Source organism: Cysteiniphilum sp. 19S12-1, from assembly GCF_052030685.1.
In the GTDB taxonomy this organism is placed as follows: Bacteria; Pseudomonadota; Gammaproteobacteria; order Francisellales; family Francisellaceae; genus Caedibacter.
Genome location: NZ_JBQAJM010000020.1, coordinates 1 through 18,467, shown reverse-complemented (window position 1 = coordinate 18,467; position 18,467 = coordinate 1). Strand labels below are relative to the sequence as shown.

Here is an 18,467-nt window from a genome sequence, read left to right as displayed (position 1 = left end):
CATTTTGTCAGGGATGGTTGATTTGAGTTCGTTGCAAAACCTATATTTACAAGCGACTCATTAAGGTGGTGCCATTACTTCATAAACTACTTTGCAATAAAACACCGCAAAATGATTTACGATGGGGCTTACAATAGAATTATTACAATTTCACTACAAAATTCATCCGAATCTAGCTAGCACAACAAATAGTTTTACTTTATACTGAACCATCGTTCATTTTATAAAACCACAATATACATTTTTTGGGCAAAATTCATGTTACATATTAAAGCATCTACATCGGCTAAGGTTATTTTCGTTTTTATTATTATGGTCACCTCGATGCTGGGTATTTTTGTCTCTGATATTTATGTCCCGTCGTTACCGAGTATTAGTGAGGATTTTGGCACGGGAGCCCACTTATTAGCATTTAGTGTTACCTACTACTTTATTGTTTTTGCCTGCGCCCAGCTTATTTATGGTCCTTTATCAGAGCGCTTTGGGCGACGCAAAATCTTTCTCACGGGACTTGCTATTAGTATTATTGGCACACTAATCACCGTGTTTAGTCTAAACTTTAGCATGTTAATGGTCGGACGCACACTCGAGGCCATTGGTATGGCAGCACCGATGTCATTGGGGCGCGTGATTTTACGTGATGTTATTCCTGATAAAGTCAAATATGCGCGCTTTATGTCATTTATGGGTATTGGCACCTTAATGGCACCTGTGATTGCACCAATTGTTGGCGCATTTCTAGCGCATGTTTATCATTGGCGTGCCGATTTTATTTTCATCTTAATTTTAAGTGTACTCTGTTATATTGGCGCTTATATTTATTTGGTTGAAACATTGCTAAACCCGAAAAAGCGTCTTTCGGCTAAACTATCCGTTAAAACCTATTTATGGGTTATGAAAAACAAAACATTTATTAAAAACATGATCATATCGAGCACCATTATGGGCGCTATCATTGCCTACTTATCAATAAGTGCCTTCTTATTTCAACAATACTTTGGCTTAAGCGAGATACATTACGCTATCGTTTTTGGTATCGGTGAAGCTTTAATTGCTGTAGGGATGTTTGCCAATGGCATGGCGCTTAAATATATTTCCATTGAGCGATCTCAAGTCATTGCTGTGATGCTTTTTTTACTTTCAGGAATACTCATCACGATTCAAGCTGTGTTCTTTAGCCATAGCCTTGAATTTATCATGCTCGCAGTCATTATCTTTAACTTCGCTGCAGGTGTCATTTTTCCAACCAGTAGCACCTTGGCTATTGTGACATTCAAAGCACGCTTAGGTGCCGTGGGTAGCCTATATGGCTGCATTAGTATGCTTGCTGCAGGTCTAATCAGTGGCTTTGCTTTATCTCTACCTTTAGAACCAAATCTACTGATCGCTTTATTGATCCTTGTGATGTCATTAGTTGCCGCGATCGTATTATTTGGCATTAAAGACAAAGCATGATTTCAAATGGTCATTGACCATCCCCGTTGCCTGCATAAAGGCATAACATATCGTTGGTCCGACAAAGCTAAAACCTTGTGATTTAAGCCATTTACTCATCTTTTTTGATTCTTCAGTAAATGCCGGAATTGCTTCATGCTCTGTATAAACAATCACTTGCTTAGGGGCAAATTGCCAAAGCGTGTCCACCATAGAGTGTGCTTTAGATAACTTAAGCCAAGCTTTTGCATTATTAATTACACTTTTGATCTTAAGACGATTGCGAATAATAGCTGTATTTTGCATTAAAGTTTCAACATCATCCGCTGTCATGTGAGCAACTTTATCAATCTGAAAACCATAAAAAGCTCGGCGATAATTCTCACGTCGCTTTAATATCGTCTGCCAACTTAAGCCTGCTTGTGCTCCTTCTAAACATAAGAACTCAAACAGCTTTTGCTCATCATACAGTGGCACGCCCCATTCATGATCATGATAGTCTTGCATCTGAAGACTTGAGTTTGCCCAAGGACAACGCATTAGGGTCATATCTTTTGCGTCCCTTGCAATGCCAAGCGAATAAGACTCTCAATACTATCCGCGTCATTTTTGACTTTTTGAACGTATTTTTCCGCTTCTTTGCGCTTATAACCAAGTGCTTCCAATGCATCAACCGCCTGATGAACCATTGAGCTTGCCTGATAATTCGTGCTTACCGAATCAATAGGGCTTGGATTCTCTTGTACGCTATGTGGCATATTCTGCGTTAAAGCATCTAACTCAAGGACTAATTTCGTTATCTTATCCTTCATCTCAATGATAATACGCTCAGCCGTTTTCTTGCCAACGCCAGGAATGGTACATAACAACCCATGATCTTGTGACTCAATGCAACCAACAAAAGTCACACCGTCCATGCTTGATAAGATCGCTAATGCCATCTTAGCACCAATGCCATTGATCTTAATAAGCTCTTGGAATAATCTGCGATCTGACTTAGTGGCAAAACCATAGAGTTGTTGCGCATCTTCGCGAACGACAAAATGGGTGTGCAATATCACTTCCTGCCCAATATCACCAAGCTTATAAATCGAGCTCATTGGCACCCATATCTCATAGCCGACACCAGCGGCTTCAACCAATATCAATGGCAGTTGCTTCTCAATAAGCTCGCCCTTTATTCTTCCAATCATCGTAATCGTCCTCGTACAACTTTGTTAGCCCCCGGAATAAACTGCAAACTATTGCGACTGTGAAAATGGCAAATTGCGATGGCTAAAGCATCTGCAGCATCGGCTTGTGGCTTGCTACTTAGTTGCAAAAAAGATTGCACCATATGCTGCACTTGAAACTTTGTTGCATTACCATTTCCAACAACAGCTTGTTTGACCTGCTTAGCTGAGTATTCATTAACTGTGAGATTTTGATTTGCCAAAGCGCACATGGCGACACCACGTGCTTGTCCAAGTTTTAATGCTGCTCCTGGGTTTTGAAACATAAAAATTTGCTCAATTGCCGCTTCCGTTGGTTGAAAAGCGGCAACAATGTCATTGATGCCATCTTGAATTTGCTTTAAGCGCTCAGCAGTTGATTCTTTCGTAATACGGATACAGCCACTGGTGACATACAAACATTCTTTTGCTTGCACTTTGATTACACCAAATCCAGTAATACGCGAACCTGGATCAATGCCTAAAATGATCACGAATTAAGTGCATCCATAACGCTTTCGTCAAACTCGACATTGCTATAAACGCTTTGTACATCATCCAAGTCTTCTAACCGATCGATCATATTCATAATTTTTTGTGCGACTTCGGCATCATCAATATTGGTTTTAACATCCGCATCCATCGTTACTTCAGCTGAAATTGGCTTTAGCCCCTTGGCTTCTAGCGCATCATTGACTTCTGAGAAAGTATTTGGATCAGTAATCACATCAATTGCACCATCATCAAAGCTCACTACATCTTCAGCGCCCGCTTCAAGCGCGACTTCCATTACCATATCTTCATCTAAGCCTGTGTCAAAGCTGATAATACCTTTTTTATGAAACATATACGCCACTGAACCATCGGTACCTAAGTTACCTCCAGCTTTAGTAAAGGCATGACGCACTTCAGCTACCGTACGATTACGATTATCGGTCATGCACTCAACAATAAATGCAACACCGGCAGGCCCATAACCTTCATAACGAATTTCTTCTAAGTTATCGCCCTCTTCGCCACCGGCACCTTTCTTAATTGCGCGCTCGATCGTATCTTTGGTCATATTATTCGACAATGCGGTTGCCACTGCTGCACGCAAACGTGGATTTGAGTCTTTGTCTCCTCCACCTAGGCGAGCTGAGACGGTTATCTCACGAATAAGCTTAGTAAACACCTTACCGCGTTTTGCATCTTCTTTTGCTTTCTTATGTTTAATGTTTGCCCATTTACTGTGACCTGCCATATTAAAACCTCTGTTAAATCTTTGATTCTTTTGATATTCAGCTTAATAAAACGCGGCAATTGTATCATAAAACATGACAAAACAATGCCGTGATTAGTGTGTTTGATATGATTTTTGTAAATTATATAATCTTAGCTATGCTTAACATTACAGGGAATATCAGGCAAGGATGATTTTAGTATGCAAGTTGATAGCTTAATCCAACCAATCAAAGCAATGCGTCTGCGTTATTTGCCGCTATTAATGATTTACTTCTCTTATGGTTGCAGCATCTTCTCAGGCATCGGCGAGTCATTTTTTGTCAAAGAACAATTAAACTTATCCGCTGAAAGCCTGATTGTTATCGGTGTATGGTTAAGCTTGCCATGGAATATCAAAATGGTTTTTGGGCAATTTGTTGACAGCTTGCCCTTGTTTGGCTCACAGCGCAAAGCCTATATCTATCTTGCTGCGATCTTAATGGTTTGTGGCTCACTATTGATGGCAGGGTTGGCAGGACGCTGGTCGTTTGTCGTGGCTTTAGCACCTGATAATACCCTTTTCTTTATATCATCACTTCTAACAGTCCTTGGTGTTGTGTTACAGGATGTCGTAGCTGATGCCATGAGTGTTGAAGTAGTTGAGCGCAAGGGGCGACCTCAAGAAGATATCGATAAAGACTTGGCAATGGTTCAACTCTTAGGACGCTTAAGTTTAAGTTTAGGCATGTTTCTTGTTGCTGGTCTTGGTGGCTGGCTTGCACAAGTGATGAGTTATCAAAATCTATTTCTACTGACCTTAGCGATTCCATTGATTAGTATTACGGGTATTTTGTGTATCCGCTTGGATAAAGTCCCAAGAAAACCGATCAACAAAACCGTGCTTATTGGTGGGCTGATATACGCTGTTTTTATTATTGTCATCGGCTTAAGTAATATTCCTTTTGCGCAAGAGATTGTTTTTGTCGTGTCGTTAGTGATTATTATTTATTTACTCAAATCAATTACTAAAGAATTACCGCGAGATTTATTGCGCGCTATTTTTGTCGCCGCCCTTATGATCTTTATCTTTCGCGCCTCGCCTACGGCTGGCCCCGGTGCACAATGGTTTATGATCGATGTACTTGGATTTGATAAAGCTTTTTTTGGCACACTTTCACAAATTGGTGCCTTTATGTCGATTGTCGGCATGTGGTTTTTCGCGCGCCTTATCACCGAGAAATCCATCGCATGGGTACTATTATGGCTCACTGTTGCAGGCTTTTTATTAGAATTACCACTTATCGCACTTTATTATGGTCTGCATGAGTGGACCATGGTTTATTTTGGTTTTGGTGCTCGCACCATTGTACTGATTGATAGCGCAATTGCCTCACCTTTTGCTCAATTGGCAATGATTCCAATGTTAGCCCTTATCGCGCGTTACGCACCTAAGGGCAATGCTGCGACTTGGTTTGCTTTAATGGCAAGCTTTATGAATTTAGCCCTAACCGCAGGATCACTGTTGAGTAAATACCTTAATCAAATCTTTGTCATCACACGTGAGGTTGTGAATCACACCAACAACACCATTACCACACCGGCGAATTATAGTGAACTAGGCTTGCTTTTAATCACCGTCTCAGTTATTGGTTTATTAGCGCCATTAATTGGCATTGTTGTCTATGCCCGATTTGCACAGAGATCAAAATCATCAAAATGCATAAAATAATCCCTGTTGTTACTTGCCTTTATCTGAGTCATTACCTACAATAACAAACCTCACTGGGGGCGAATATGGCTTCGACGGGAATGTCAATGTCTTACGGTGCATGCCGAGGGTGTATCTACCTCGTAAAACACGTTACAATTTGCTAATAACTGGCAAAAATAAAGCAAACCGCGTTGTAGCTAACGATGCAGCTTTCGCTGCTCGTAAAGCTGCTTAATCTAGCTTAAGAACCTAGATACGCACGAACCGATAGTATTTGCTTGTGAATCTATCTTACGTTCGTTCATATCTTTCACAAGATCGCCAAAGTGTCTGTCTAAACACTGCGGTTAAATCGTAAGACTCGCTTAAATGTTACCCTGATTTATCGGGTGGATTTAAGTTAAAGATAATAGATAAATCTAAGCATGTAGATCTGAAGATTGCGAGTTTGCGGACGCGGGTTCAACTCCCGCCGCCTCCACCAAATCAAAAACCAATCAATATACTAATAACCTTATAATAACGCTTTTAACCGCTAAAGTTGAACTCGCGGGACGTGGGGTGAGCTAGGGCACAAAAAGTGATTAGCTTTTTGCTGGCGAACGCCTGAAGCATGGATTGCAAAAGGCCGACTTGCAAACTTGGCAGGAAGCCAAGTGCAGCAAGAACTCCCGCCGCCTCCACCAAAAATAAGCACTATCAAAACCTTATAAATAAAATCATTTCGCAGTATATCTGTATGAGCGATGTGATTTATCTAAATATTGCTTTCCATCCTTACCCATCAGCCAAGTATTGCTGACTTGATTGATGGATATTGGTAAATATGAGTCAAAATTAATTTTGCGTGCCGTATTTATGTTGGCTTTCTCTTTTGATCGCCATTTTTTATGCCAAAGCTTTTTATCTTGCTTCTCACTTTGACAAGTTGTATAGCCAATAATAGGATTTTTGCGATAGCTGTTACTCATAATCAAATAACCTATCTAGCAAAGTGTAAATGAGGCTTGTAACCCATAATAGAAGATATTTGAGCTATGGTAGATACTGTTAAATTAGCCTCCCCTTTAATTATTTTAGATAATTGTGATGGACTTTTACCTAGCTTTGAAACCATGTCATTAAAGCCTATATTGTTATCAGACATATAGTGTATCACTGCCTGTGACACTTCATTTTGCAATGCTTGCAGCGCATCAAATTCAATTTTAGCTGCTTGTTCAATTTCTTTAATTTCTTCTTTATCAAGCCTTTTTTCAAGATGCTCTGAAAAACTTTTAATTTTCATAAGTGAATCTCCTTTAATAATTTTTTAGCTCTCTTTATATCTTTTTGTTGAGATGTTTTGTCACCCGCATGCAATAACAAAACCACACAATCCTTTTCAAATTTATAATATATTCTATAGCCAAATTTTCTTTTCCTTAGCTCAAACAATCCGCCACCAAGTGTTTTACTGTGTGGGAGTTTAAGTTTGTTACCACACATCTCCAACAGCTTAAGTTCCTTGGCAACTGATTTATATTGGGGAATAGTTAGTGCATCTAGCCATTTTTCTACTATTTTAAGATACTTTATTTCCCACATATCTAAAACTTTTTCTCTTTTAGTTCCTTTTATAGTAGTACGATAAAAAGTATTAATCAAGATATTATAAAACAATAGTTATCCCCACCGTTATTCCCTGCTAAGATTCTGACCTAGAACTATAGCAACTATTGCATAAGATCTATAAGACCATCAAAAGTGTAGCCAATTGACAAGAGAGGTCACTCACCTACAAAATATTTGCCTTTAATGCGATGTAAATTTCATAAGACTGCCCTGACACAGTATATCTAATCTCGATCCCCTTAACTGCCTTATACCAAAGCTCACGATCATTAGGCGCACCATCAACTTCTTCCCAAACGCCATTGGCATAGTAGAGAATTTGCAAATCATCCACATTATCAATAAGCTCTTGTGAACTTCCTGCATTATCAATATTAATCATAAGACTTTTAACGCCGCTTTGTTCGCGTAGATATAAAATATAGACATGGTATTGTGCCAAAAAACTGTCTTGGGCATAGCTGCGCGCTGGCCCCTCTTCAACAGGCACAGATCCGCCTGATGCATCTGCCGTTGCTTTCATTACTTGATAGCCTGCTCCATCTGCAAGCAATATATAGTCATTATTGCCAATATCTAACCCCGTTGTGATATTCATCGGTGAGGCACTGGCTGAAATCGCCCCCGATAATTCACTAGAAACAACCCCCTGCAACATTAAAAAGTCAGTTCCCGGAGCATGATTGCTTGGCGCAAAGAAGCTCAGCGAACTTGCAGCATAAACCGGTGGATAAGATAACGGATTAAAGGTGGAGCTTGTCACACGTAAGTCAACCTGCTGCCATGGCCATAAACCATAAGGCGATGGCGAGGTTGATTGATCCACAAGATTACGAAAGGTTTGAGCAACAACACTTGCCTTAGTATTATCCACCAATTGTGTGACTGTGCGAGTATAACTATGACGCACGGTGTAATACATCTCACCTGCCATCACCAAAACAAAAGCAGCAACAGCAATACCGATCAATACTTGAATTAAACTGGCTCCTTTTTCTTTTGTATTCATTCAATCACCTATCATCCTTAGCTATCCAGAATCACTGTGTAAGTACGTTGTTGCTCAACGTTTAACAAAGTATTACGTCCTGTTAATTGCGTTGTTCCTTGAGTAAAGACAATATTCCCCTCAGGCGCAAGCTCAATTGCTTCTCCGGTAATCCATGATCGTTCAATTCGGTTATCCAATAGAATATCGATGTCAACCTCATTATTTGTGCGACTTGCCACAGTGGCTGATCGCAGCATCACTGCCATAAATGAGGTAAAGACAAAGACTAATATAGTCAATGCGATTAAAGACTCAATCAAACCAAACCCGGCTTGTTTGCGTGACTTATAATAACGTTTATTACGTATCTGCTTTGTGTATTTCTTATATTTTCTATTACATACCATAGCCGCTTCCTTGATTGTCTCAATGATACATGCTTATCATAGACTTAATAAAAGTATAGCCTGAGAAATATTTTTTTGCAGCTTAGCAATCGATTCAAAAGTTCTTTTTACGCATTGATTCCATTAAACAAGCACTTAGTATTTTCTTTTGTTGCGTGACAAAAGCGCTCAAAGTCCTCACCACGCAATTTGGCTAAGCACTCCGCAACATAATAAACATAAGCTGGATAATTGGGTTTACCGCGATATGGCACGGGTGTTAAGTATGGCGCATCGGTTTCGATAAGTAGTCGATCTAGCGGAATTTTCTGCGCCATCGATTGCACATCTTGCGCATTTTTAAAGGTCACAATGCCTGAGATTGAAATATACATTCCCATATCAAGCGCTTTTTTTGCCATCTCCCAATCTTCGGTAAAGCAATGCAGCACGCCGCCACACTGGTCAATGCCATGCGTTTTTAAAATAGCTAATGTATCTTCTTTAGCGCCACGCGTGTGTACAATAACAGGTTTTTTTAGTATTTTTGCCGCTTCAATGTGGGCAATAAACTTCTGTTGTTGCAGTGAGTGTGTCTCTTGATCATTATAATAATAATCAAGCCCTGTCTCGCCAATTGCGATACATTTATCATGGTCGATATAATCGATAATAGTTTGTGCATCAAGCGGTTGAACGCCCTCAACTTCACTGGGATGCACACCAACAGAGTAATAAACTTCGGGAAAATCTAAAGCAATGGATTTAATTGCCTTGACATCTTCTAACGTAGTCGCAATAGAGATGATTTTTTCAACGCCTTTCGCTTTGGCTTCAGTGACAATTTCCTGAAGTGTCGGCTGCCCTTCTTTTTGTAAATAGTTGAGGTGACAATGAGAATCAATAATCATAAGAATAATAACAAAAGAGTGATTAAATCATGTGTTTAGCATCAACAGCACGAATCTCTGGCACATTGCGCATATAACCGTGATAATCCAAACCAAATCCAAATAAAAATTCATTTTCGACTTCAAGACCAGAGTAATTTGCTTTAATCAACCCCCCTTTATCCCTTGGCGCTTTTTTATCAAGCATCACCGCTGTTAAGACGTTTAAAGCACCACGATCTTCATAATAACGCTTAACTTCAGATAAAGTTAAACCACCATCCAAGATATCATCAAACAAAATAACCGTGCGACCTTGTGGATTAATATTGGGTGTTTTAACCCAATTTAGCATATTGGCACCCGTATACTCATTGCCATAGCGACTCGCATGAATATAATCAACCTGTAATGGAAAACGCAAGCGTTTAACAATTTCTGAGGTAATAAACAAGCCACCATTCATCACGCACACAGCAATCGGATTATCTTTGATGTGATTTTGTGTAATCTCAGTCGCTACTTTTTCAAATGATGCTTCTAAAGTTTGCTGAGGCACAATAACACGTGAAGCATCAAAGACTTCTTTAATGAAAGTAGGTGTAATTTTTGACATGGATTTTGACGTTTCGCTTTATGGAAATTTCAAGCTATTCTATCCGATTTCCTAATGAATGCGAACTAAAAAATTTAAGAAATAGATAACAATCAGGAACAAAGCAACCTTGACAAAACAAGGCTGCTTGTAATTCAAACAAAAATAATTACTGAGCCTTTAAAGGAACAGGAATACTTGCTTCAACACGTTGGTTGATTGACTGATTAGCTTTTGTTGTATTTGGCACTAATGGACGTGTATAACCATAACCAACCACTTCGATATTGCTAGCATCAACACCTTTAGAGATCATGTACGATTTAACAGCTTGTGCGCGATTTACTGATAACTGTTGGTTGTATTGTGCAAATGCTGGACCTTTTTTACCTTGTGAAGCAAAGCCTTGTAATACCACTTTCTTGATATCATACTCGTTCATAAAATTGATTAGGTTTTCAATTGCCGCTTTAGCTTTTGCGTTTAATGCGTAGCTGCTATAGGCAAACTTAGCATCTAAATGCATTGTTACTTTATCGCCATCAACCGTGTAGCAGCCGATAGATTCACGTGTCATACTCGAAGTACCTGCGTGGCATTCCATGACATTTTTTGGCAATGCATAAGCTGCGTGATATTCATTTTCACGCGCTTGTTGATCAGCTGCCACAGAACCCATGGCGCCATAAGCAGATGTATTATTCGCACCGCCAAAGTACAACCCAAGACCAATACTAATCATACTACCATTTGGTGTCTTAGAGCCAAAGGATTGAAGATAACGGTAGTCGGCTGACACATAAGCATTCGGAGCAAAGTCATACTTAACACCTAGACCTGCATCAAGACCAAATGAATTGGTTGTCATATCCATGTAACCGCCACCAATGGCAACATATGGTGTAAATTTAGTATTATTAGCAAAATTCCAAATACCTTCTGCTAAAACAGTTTTTTGGTTATTGCCCATGTAGCTCACACTTGCTTGTGCCGCAAGATTTTTGTTAAAGCCATAACCAACAGTGCCTGATACAGCAGGACCACTTTCAGAGTAGCTGTGATTGACATAACCGCCTAAGCCAAACTGTCCATATAATTGATTGCTATGATCATTTGCTGCAAAAGCTGCTGAACACAAACCCGCCGCTAGTAGACCAACAATGATTTTTTTCTTCATGTTTCTTCCTCATTTTTTTGGGTTATAAAAATAGTTTATCCATAACAGGACATTGCGGGAGCCTCACAATAAGAAGCTAATCCTTTTAATTAAACCGTGGTTAGTATAGTTAACTTTTTAGCAGACTGGGAGTGTTGTTAGCGCTTTTTCAATGAAAAAATTTAAATTTTATTGTCTATAGCAACTATCTAGGATTAAATAACCATAACTTATGAAATAAGCAATAAGGAAAATTTCATGCTGGAGATCTCCACAAAAATTCAAAAACTACGTCAATTAATGCAGCAAAAACAATATGATTTTTATCTAGCCCCTTCAACAGATGCACATAATAACGAGTATTTACCCAAAGCTTGGCAGCGCCGTCCTTGGATAAGCGCGTTTGATGGCAGTGCCGGTGAGGCGTTAATTGGTCAAGAAAATGCCTTTCTTTGGACCGATGGACGTTATTTTTTACAAGCTGAAGCGCAGCTTGATAGCAGTATTTATAACTTACAAAAACAACAAGGTTTTGCTTCCGAATTAGAGAATTGGCTAAGAGACAATGCCTATGGCAAAAGCATCGCTATTGACCCAACTACCGTATCGATTAAACGCGCTAAACAGCTTGAGGAAGTTATGCACTCACTTGAAGGTAAGTGCATCTTTGATCAAGAAAATTTAATCGATCAAGCTCGCGTCACCCTAAAAGATCAAAGCACATTGCCACATAGCAGTGTGTTTTTACAAAAAGACCATTTCAGTGGCAAAGATACCACGACGAAGCTTAAAGAAATGCGTGCACTGATGCACAAGAGCAAAGTTGATGCGCTAGTTGTTAGCATGCTTGACGAAATTGCGTGGTTACTCAATATTCGTGGCAATGATATTGATTTTAACCCGCTAGTGATTAGTTACGTGATCCTTTATAAAGATCGCTGTGAGTTTTTTGTTGATGAAACCAAATTGAGTAATGAGGTTAAGTCTATTCTTGAGGCTCAAGGAGTTAGTATCATGCGTTATGATGTATTTTACCCACAATTATCAAAGCTTCAAGGCAAAATCTGGATTGACCCACACACGGCAAATTATGCCATCTTACAAAACTTAAATATCGAATGTAACGATCATCTTGCGCATTTTGCACCATCACCTATCGCACTTGCAAAGGCATGTAAAAACATCACTGAAATTGATGGCAGCAAGTATGCGCATAAAAAAGATGCTATTGCGATGATCGAATTTATTCATTGGCTTGAAAATCACTGGCATGAAGGCGTTGATGAGCTTAAAGCGCAAGATATGCTATTGAAATTCCGTCAAAAACAGCCTAATTTCAAAGGTGCGAGTTTTGATACCATTAGCGGCTTTGCCTCAAATGGCGCAATTATCCACTATCGCTCATCTGCTCAGACTTCTAAAGTCATTGATAATAACAACCTTTACTTACTAGATTCAGGTGGACAGTATTTGGAGGGTACAACAGATATCACTCGTGTATTTCATCTAGGCAACCCAACATCGGAACATAAATACTATTACACATTAGTGCTTAAGGGGCACTTGGCAATCCAAAATGCAAGCTTCCCTAAAGGCACGCGTGGCGAGCAGCTAGACACACTTGCCCGCCAGCCATTATGGCAACAACAGTTAAACTATGGACATGGTACAGGTCACGGTGTTGGCAGCTTCCTATGTGTGCATGAAGGACCACAGCGTATTTCTCCAGCCTTTAGCAATCAACCACTTGAATCTGGCATGATTGTAAGTAATGAGCCAGGAGTTTATTTCCCTCATCAATTTGGTATTCGTATTGAAAACTTATGTTTTGTTAAACCGATGCGCGAGCAAGCACACCATGATTTTGGCGATTTTTATTGCTTTGAAGATCTAACACTCGTGCCTTATGCGCGCAATTTGATTGACACTGCACTTTTGACTAATGATGAGATTAAGCAGATCAACAGTTACCACTTGCGTGTGGAAAAAGAAATTCTGCCAATGATCAGTGATGAGGCGATTAAAGCATGGTTAATTGCCCAAACTAAGGCATTATAACTTTGACAACTTTGCCATATTAGCAAGTAATACCTTTTTGCCACCACCTGCTTGAAAATCGATGTGATAACATAGATCATCACCCTGCCCTTCAGTTTTTAGAACAACGCCTATACCAAACTTTGGATGAACAACACAATCACCTGATTTAAAGGCATTGCTATTTACACTTTGAATTTGCATAAACTCAAAAGGCGACATGCCAAAACTTGTTTTTTTGGTTTTTTTAGTTTTTTTAGTTTTTTCCATTTTTGACGATTGTATATTTTTCATCTGCTGGCGGACATATTGAATATACTCATCTGGAATCTCATCCAAAAACCGCGACTTAATCTGATAATTAACATCCCCATATTGATGGCGCACTTTACTAAAGCTTAAAGTAAGATAACGCATTGCGCGCGTGATACCAACATAACAAAGTCGCCTTTCTTCAGCTAATTTGTCACGCACCTCAATCGAGCGCGATGATGGAAACAAGCCATCTTCAAGCCCTGTCATAAATACATAGGGAAATTCAAGACCTTTTGCCGTATGCAGCGTCATTAATTGTACTGCATCCATATTATCTTCAGCTTGCATCTCCCCAGACTCAAGCACGGCAAAACTTAAAAACTCAACCAGTAAATCCTCATCAGCAACATCCTCCACAGGCGGAATAAACTCATTAGCTGCATTGACTAACTCTTTTAAGTTTTCATGCTTTTGTTGTGCCTTCTCAGCTTTTGATTCCTGATGCATTAACATTAAACCACTGGCATCAAGCACGTGATGCATTAACTGCCCTAAAGTCAATGCATCTTTCAATGCAGACATATCTTCAATCAAATCAATAAATCGCTGTAGTGCTTGAGAGGCGCGGCTACTAAACGCTTTTATTTCAATCATCTGTAATGTCGCATGCCATAATGACAAATCATTTGCTCTGGCATATTCACGGATACTTTCTAAGGTTTTATTACCAATGCCGCGCGTTGGTAGATTAATCACCCGCTCAAAGGCTAAGTTATCGGCGCGCAAAGCAATTAAACGCATGTAAGACAGTGCATCTTTGATCTCTGCGCGATCAAAAAAGCGCAAGCCCCCATAAATGCGATATGACAATCCACGCTTAAGTAATGCCTCCTCGATCACACGTGATTGCGCATTAGAGCGATACAATATAGCAATATCAGCCAAGGAAATGGATTGATTATGATGTAAATCATCAATTTTATCGGCAATATAATCCGCCTCATCACGCTCATTAAACGCCTCATAAAGTGCTATCGGCTCACCTTTTTCAGCTTCAGACCACAACATCTTGCCCATGCGTTTGTTATTATTGGCAATAACGGCATTAGCCGCATCTAAAATCAGCTGTGTGGAGCGATAATTCTGCTCCAAACGCACGACTTTGACGGGTGATAAATCTGCTAAATAATGTTCGATATTTTCAACTTTTGCACCGCGCCAACCATAAATGGATTGATCATCATCACCAACCGCCATAAAAACGTTATTGTCTGATTTAAGACACATCAACCATTTATATTGCACACTATTGGTATCTTGAAACTCATCAACCAATACGTACTGAAAGCGCTTTTGATAATAGCTGCGAAGCACTTCATTGTGTTTAAACAACTCATACGCGTATAGTAGCAAATCAGCAAAATCTAACGCATTATCTGCCTTTAAACGTGCTTCATAAGCTTGGTATATTTTAACCACTTCGCTATCAAACTCAGCTGTTGGCAAATCAATCGCGCGCATTCCTTCATCTTTTTTACCATTAATAAAACCCTGAAAATACTTAGGTGGATAATATTTCTCATCTAAATTTAAACTTTGAATGACTTTTTTAATGACTTGTAATTGATCACCTTGATCGAGTACTTTAAAACGTCGATCAAATCCAATCTCTTGTGCGTGTTGGCGCAATAATCTGTGTGCTATGCCGTGAAATGTACCAATCCACATACCAACCGTTGAAAAACCCAGAAGCTCTTCAACCCTACCGCGCATCTCACGCGCCGCTTTATTAGTAAAGGTCACAGCCAATATATTCAAAGGCGAGATATTTCTCTCTTGACACAAATAGGCAATGCGATGCGTTAACACACGCGTCTTACCACTGCCAGCGCCGGCTAAAATCAATGCATTTTCATTTGCTAAAAGTACGGCTTCTTGCTGCGCTTTATTCAGCGTTTTGATCATATCAAGCATCACTGTCATCACATTACACACCGTGATAATGATGTTTTTCGACAATGATCGTACGCGGTTGATAGGCAATCGCTAAAATTAAGCAAATCAACCAGACAATAAAAGTAAAACCAAGTAATAAGTTAACAATAAAGATGATAATGGCGCTCGGATGCTGCTTTTTAAAAGCAATATAGCTTGGTAAAAAGTAAAGCATCAATAGCAATACGCCAAGTAACACAAGCATTGAAAGCGGAAAAAAGAACAAAACAGCAACAACGACTGCAACAACAAACAGCAAATTAAGAAAAATACGCATGAACAGATTCCAGAGTTAGTCTTTTTTTATCTGACAAAATCATAACAAAGATTGCTTGTAAAAACCAAAGCAATCGTATTTTTATCTACTTATTACTGTCTTTTTGGCTTAATCTTGTTATGCTTACTGCCAATCTAAAGTAACACGTTTACTGCAATGACAATAACCCCACCGCTTCGTTGGAAGTTACGGTTTGAGAACTTCTCTAAAGCCTATCATGTATTACAAAGACGAGTAACTGAATATCAGCAACATCAAGATTCAGAAGCCTATCAAATGGCTCTAATTCAAGGTTTTGAAATCATTATAGAGCTATCGTGGAAAGTATTAAAAGATTATCTTGAGAATGAAGGTTTTCAGGAAGTTAGCACACCAAAGACGGTGATACGTCAAGCGTATCAGTCAAACATCATCGATCAAGGAGAGCTTTGGCTTGAAGCGCTTCAGCTTAGAAACTTAGCAAGTCATACTTATGATGAAACAACCACGAAGATAATGCTTACATTTATTGTTGATAAGTATCTAAAGCTCGTCACACAACTTTATCAAACCTTAGAGTCACAGCAATGACAAAATGCGGGTTAAGCAAAGATCAAATGCGCAGTATTCATGTTATTTTATCCTCATTCCCTGAGGTTAAAACAGCCGTTTTATTTGGCTCACGCGCTATGGGCAATTATAAAGAGGCATCAGATATTGATATCGCTCTTCTTGGTAAAGAAATTAACTTCAAAGTATTGATCAACCTTAAAGATCAATTTGAAAATAGTAATATTCCCTATTTCGTTGATCTTGTTGATTATCAAACAATTGCTTCGGAAGCACTATTAAAGCATATCAATGATGTAGGAATTACTATCTATTCCGTCCCTAGATAAGGTTGGTGACGGCACACTATTCGTACTTAAACAGCTATACCAAAAGTCGATGACTATGAAATCAAGTCATCACTCATCTCATATTTCCTTTAATGTTTGTTGCTGATAACTATAAACGGCTTGATCTGAGTTTGTAGATTGCAAATACGGATTACCACTAAGAATATTGTCCAACAGACTTTGCTCATGCTCAGTTAACTCTTCCGTTAAATGGAAGTGAGCCAAACGTTGTAATCTTGAGCTTAATTGCAATGGGTTATGACCATACTGACACAACAGCGCATGATAATCTTCAGCCTGCTCAACATGTAATAAACAGTTATCATAACTATCAAAATCGATTTCAACGGATGTTGTACGCCCTATAATATTGTGCTTGCTACTGAGCATATCTTGATATGCGCCAACAAACATAAAGGCAAGATCATTAATCTCAGTGCATGGCAAGTTAATATAATCATTGCCTTCTTTGTCTTTAAAAACACCATCAGCATCACATGAGATATCAAATAACTGGCAGTCGATAGTTTGCGCTTCTGAGTAGTGTGTTACTGGTAATAATGGGAAATGCTGTCCAATTCCCCAGTGATCTGGCAACGACTGAAACAACGAAAAGTTAAGCCATAGTTTTTGCGCATTGTGATCACCCAAATAGCTAACACTTGGGCTGTCAACTAAATCAGCTAAATCAATTTCACCATTTAACCAACCTACTTGTAAAGCCTCATCATAGCTTGTTTGAGTAACGATTTCATTTTCTGCTTTTTGATAAAGAGGTGAAACGATTAACACACTTGACATCGCACTGACCGCTCTGCCTGACTCAGTAATAATCGTCGGATGTGGTAGTTGAAAAAGATCGATAAAATAGCTAAATGTTCTAACAATCGTTTCAGCATAATATGGCAATTGAAAACGTGGATTTTGGGTGTCTTCATAATCAATACCTATGCCACCACCTAAATCAATCATAGTGAGATTTGCACAGTCATTTAATAGATTGCCATATAAGCAAACCATCATATTAATATGCTTCTCAACCTGACTTAATTGCTTAAGCTGTGAACCGATATGTCCATGCAGCAACACTACTTTGTCATTAAGATTAAGTGCTTTTAGCTCATTATTGACAGAATGAATATCTTTTAAGCTAAGACCAAATTTAACACTATGCAAATCCTCATGAAAGGGTTTTGTGCGATAGCCCAACTTAAAGTAAATCACCGATTCATAGCTTAGCGATTTAACAACTGCTAACTCATCAACATTTTCCAACACCATAATGACCGTGTAACCTAGCTTGCCAGCTAAATTGGCAAGCTCATAAAACGCTTTGTCTTTAAAGCCATTGCAAATGATAGTATTTTCCTTCGCGGCAAGTGCTAACACACTTAATAACTCAGACTTGCTACCAACCTCAAAGTTAAAAGGTAAATCATGTTTATAAGCGCACTCTTTTAAGGTTTCCATCACCACGGCATTAGGGTTTACTTTGATGGGATACGCTAACTGATAAGCACCTTGATAACGGTAATTTGCCATTGCATTTGCAAAGCTTTGATAAAGGCTTAACATCCTATCTTCGGTGATATGTTTAAAGTTTAGCACGCAAGGCTTATTGCCGCCCTTTTCTAGTACTTTATCAATGATTTCTGTCAATGGTTTCGACTGTGTGAAGCTCTGACCATAATGAACACACAACTGATTGTTTTGATCATAACTGAAGTAAGGCTGAAATGTGTTACGTGTGTTAAATGACTGAAGTTACGCACTTTTAAATTTCTCACATTCATGTTTCATTTTTAAATACATTTGATAACTTGCTTGATTCGCC

Annotated in this window: 20 protein-coding genes and 1 other RNA gene; 6 read left to right on the top strand and 15 right to left on the bottom strand. The window is 39.0% G+C overall.

Going from position 1 to position 18,467, the window contains the following annotated elements:
- Positions 1 to 258: 258 nt before the first annotated feature.
- Entirely contained in the window at positions 259 to 1,455 is a 1,197-nt protein-coding gene (locus tag ACTS4L_RS07665; RefSeq protein ID WP_440651911.1) for a multidrug effflux MFS transporter, read from the top strand.
- Here the strand turns inward: ACTS4L_RS07665 and ACTS4L_RS07660 are convergent.
- Genes ACTS4L_RS07660 through ACTS4L_RS07645 form a run of 4 tightly spaced genes read right to left on the bottom strand, consistent with a single transcriptional unit; the run spans position 1,429 to position 3,888 of the window.
- Positions 1,429 to 1,983: a DNA-3-methyladenine glycosylase I gene (locus ACTS4L_RS07660; protein ID WP_440615505.1), complete on the bottom strand. Its 555-nt coding sequence runs from the start codon at positions 1,981 to 1,983 to the stop codon at positions 1,429 to 1,431. The two genes, ACTS4L_RS07665 and ACTS4L_RS07660, sit on opposite strands and share 27 nt — an antisense overlap.
- Positions 1,980 to 2,627, bottom strand: a complete 648-nt coding sequence (gene ruvA / locus ACTS4L_RS07655; RefSeq protein WP_440615506.1) for a Holliday junction branch migration protein RuvA — start codon at positions 2,625 to 2,627, stop codon at positions 1,980 to 1,982. The genes ACTS4L_RS07660 and ruvA overlap by 4 nt, the downstream gene beginning before the upstream one ends.
- Positions 2,624 to 3,139: a crossover junction endodeoxyribonuclease RuvC gene (ruvC, locus tag ACTS4L_RS07650; RefSeq protein WP_440615507.1), complete on the bottom strand. Its 516-nt coding sequence runs from the start codon at positions 3,137 to 3,139 to the stop codon at positions 2,624 to 2,626. The genes ruvA and ruvC overlap by 4 nt, the downstream gene beginning before the upstream one ends.
- Entirely contained in the window at positions 3,136 to 3,888 is a 753-nt protein-coding gene (locus ACTS4L_RS07645) for a YebC/PmpR family DNA-binding transcriptional regulator (protein ID WP_440615508.1), read from the bottom strand. Before ACTS4L_RS07645 ends, ruvC begins: the two co-directional genes overlap by 4 nt.
- A gap of 180 nt (positions 3,889 to 4,068) precedes the next feature.
- Between ACTS4L_RS07645 and ACTS4L_RS07640 the strand changes: the two genes are divergently transcribed.
- Positions 4,069 to 5,577 (top strand): hypothetical protein, encoded by a 1,509-nt coding sequence (locus ACTS4L_RS07640; RefSeq protein WP_440615509.1) that lies wholly within the window; start codon positions 4,069 to 4,071, stop codon positions 5,575 to 5,577.
- A 55-nt stretch (positions 5,578 to 5,632) separates the two neighbouring features.
- Positions 5,633 to 6,043: a transfer-messenger RNA gene (gene ssrA, locus ACTS4L_RS07635) on the top strand.
- A gap of 235 nt (positions 6,044 to 6,278) precedes the next feature.
- Here ssrA and ACTS4L_RS07630 read toward each other — a convergent pair.
- The 8 genes from ACTS4L_RS07630 to ACTS4L_RS07595 all read right to left on the bottom strand — a co-directional run bounded on the left by ACTS4L_RS07630 (position 6,279) and on the right by ACTS4L_RS07595 (position 11,212).
- Positions 6,279 to 6,530, bottom strand: coding sequence for a hypothetical protein (locus tag ACTS4L_RS07630; protein WP_440615510.1), 252 nt, complete (start codon positions 6,528 to 6,530; stop codon positions 6,279 to 6,281).
- A gap of 11 nt (positions 6,531 to 6,541) precedes the next feature.
- On the bottom strand, positions 6,542 to 6,847 hold the full coding sequence (locus ACTS4L_RS07625) for a helix-turn-helix domain-containing protein (protein WP_117003969.1): 306 nt from the start codon (positions 6,845 to 6,847) through the stop codon (positions 6,542 to 6,544).
- Positions 6,844 to 7,221, bottom strand: a complete 378-nt coding sequence (locus tag ACTS4L_RS07620) for a type II toxin-antitoxin system RelE/ParE family toxin (protein ID WP_440615511.1) — start codon at positions 7,219 to 7,221, stop codon at positions 6,844 to 6,846. Before ACTS4L_RS07620 ends, ACTS4L_RS07625 begins: the two co-directional genes overlap by 4 nt.
- 115 nt (positions 7,222 to 7,336) lie before the next feature.
- A complete protein-coding gene (locus tag ACTS4L_RS07615; RefSeq protein WP_440615512.1) occupies positions 7,337 to 8,182 on the bottom strand; it encodes a hypothetical protein in 846 nt (281 codons plus the stop codon).
- 17 nt (positions 8,183 to 8,199) lie between these two features.
- Positions 8,200 to 8,571, bottom strand: a complete 372-nt coding sequence (locus tag ACTS4L_RS07610) for a type IV pilus modification PilV family protein (protein ID WP_440615513.1) — start codon at positions 8,569 to 8,571, stop codon at positions 8,200 to 8,202.
- Positions 8,572 to 8,678: 107 nt separating this feature from the next.
- Complete coding sequence (locus ACTS4L_RS07605) at positions 8,679 to 9,461, bottom strand: TatD family hydrolase (protein ID WP_440615514.1); 783 nt, start codon at positions 9,459 to 9,461, stop codon at positions 8,679 to 8,681.
- A 22-nt stretch (positions 9,462 to 9,483) separates the two neighbouring features.
- Positions 9,484 to 10,056, bottom strand: a complete 573-nt coding sequence (locus tag ACTS4L_RS07600; protein ID WP_440615515.1) for a hypoxanthine-guanine phosphoribosyltransferase — start codon at positions 10,054 to 10,056, stop codon at positions 9,484 to 9,486.
- 148 nt (positions 10,057 to 10,204) lie between these two features.
- Positions 10,205 to 11,212: an OmpA family protein gene (locus ACTS4L_RS07595; protein WP_440615516.1), complete on the bottom strand. Its 1,008-nt coding sequence runs from the start codon at positions 11,210 to 11,212 to the stop codon at positions 10,205 to 10,207.
- Between the two features lie 237 nt (positions 11,213 to 11,449).
- Between ACTS4L_RS07595 and ACTS4L_RS07590 the strand changes: the two genes are divergently transcribed.
- On the top strand, positions 11,450 to 13,249 hold the full coding sequence (locus ACTS4L_RS07590) for an aminopeptidase P family protein (protein WP_440615517.1): 1,800 nt from the start codon (positions 11,450 to 11,452) through the stop codon (positions 13,247 to 13,249).
- Here ACTS4L_RS07590 and ACTS4L_RS07585 read toward each other — a convergent pair.
- Together ACTS4L_RS07585 and ACTS4L_RS07580 are read right to left on the bottom strand one after the other, a co-directional pair.
- Positions 13,244 to 15,457 (bottom strand): UvrD-helicase domain-containing protein, encoded by a 2,214-nt coding sequence (locus tag ACTS4L_RS07585; protein WP_440651917.1) that lies wholly within the window; start codon positions 15,455 to 15,457, stop codon positions 13,244 to 13,246. The genes ACTS4L_RS07590 and ACTS4L_RS07585 overlap by 6 nt on opposite strands.
- A 13-nt stretch (positions 15,458 to 15,470) precedes the next feature.
- The gene (locus tag ACTS4L_RS07580; RefSeq protein WP_440615519.1) at positions 15,471 to 15,755 is read right to left on the bottom strand and encodes a superinfection immunity protein; all 285 of its coding nucleotides are present in this window, start codon (positions 15,753 to 15,755) and stop codon (positions 15,471 to 15,473) included.
- 156 nt (positions 15,756 to 15,911) lie between these two features.
- Between ACTS4L_RS07580 and ACTS4L_RS07575 the strand changes: the two genes are divergently transcribed.
- Complete coding sequence (locus ACTS4L_RS07575) at positions 15,912 to 16,325, top strand: HI0074 family nucleotidyltransferase substrate-binding subunit (protein ID WP_440615520.1); 414 nt, start codon at positions 15,912 to 15,914, stop codon at positions 16,323 to 16,325.
- Positions 16,326 to 16,351: 26 nt separating this feature from the next.
- The gene (locus tag ACTS4L_RS07570) at positions 16,352 to 16,633 is read left to right on the top strand and encodes a nucleotidyltransferase domain-containing protein (protein WP_440615521.1); all 282 of its coding nucleotides are present in this window, start codon (positions 16,352 to 16,354) and stop codon (positions 16,631 to 16,633) included.
- 78 nt (positions 16,634 to 16,711) lie between these two features.
- Here ACTS4L_RS07570 and ACTS4L_RS07565 read toward each other — a convergent pair whose 3' ends face one another.
- Positions 16,712 to 18,334 carry an arginine decarboxylase gene (locus tag ACTS4L_RS07565; RefSeq protein WP_440651909.1) on the bottom strand — a complete coding sequence of 541 codons (1,623 nt, stop codon included), beginning with the start codon at positions 18,332 to 18,334 and terminating at the stop codon, positions 16,712 to 16,714.
- Positions 18,335 to 18,467: the final 133 nt, after the last annotated feature.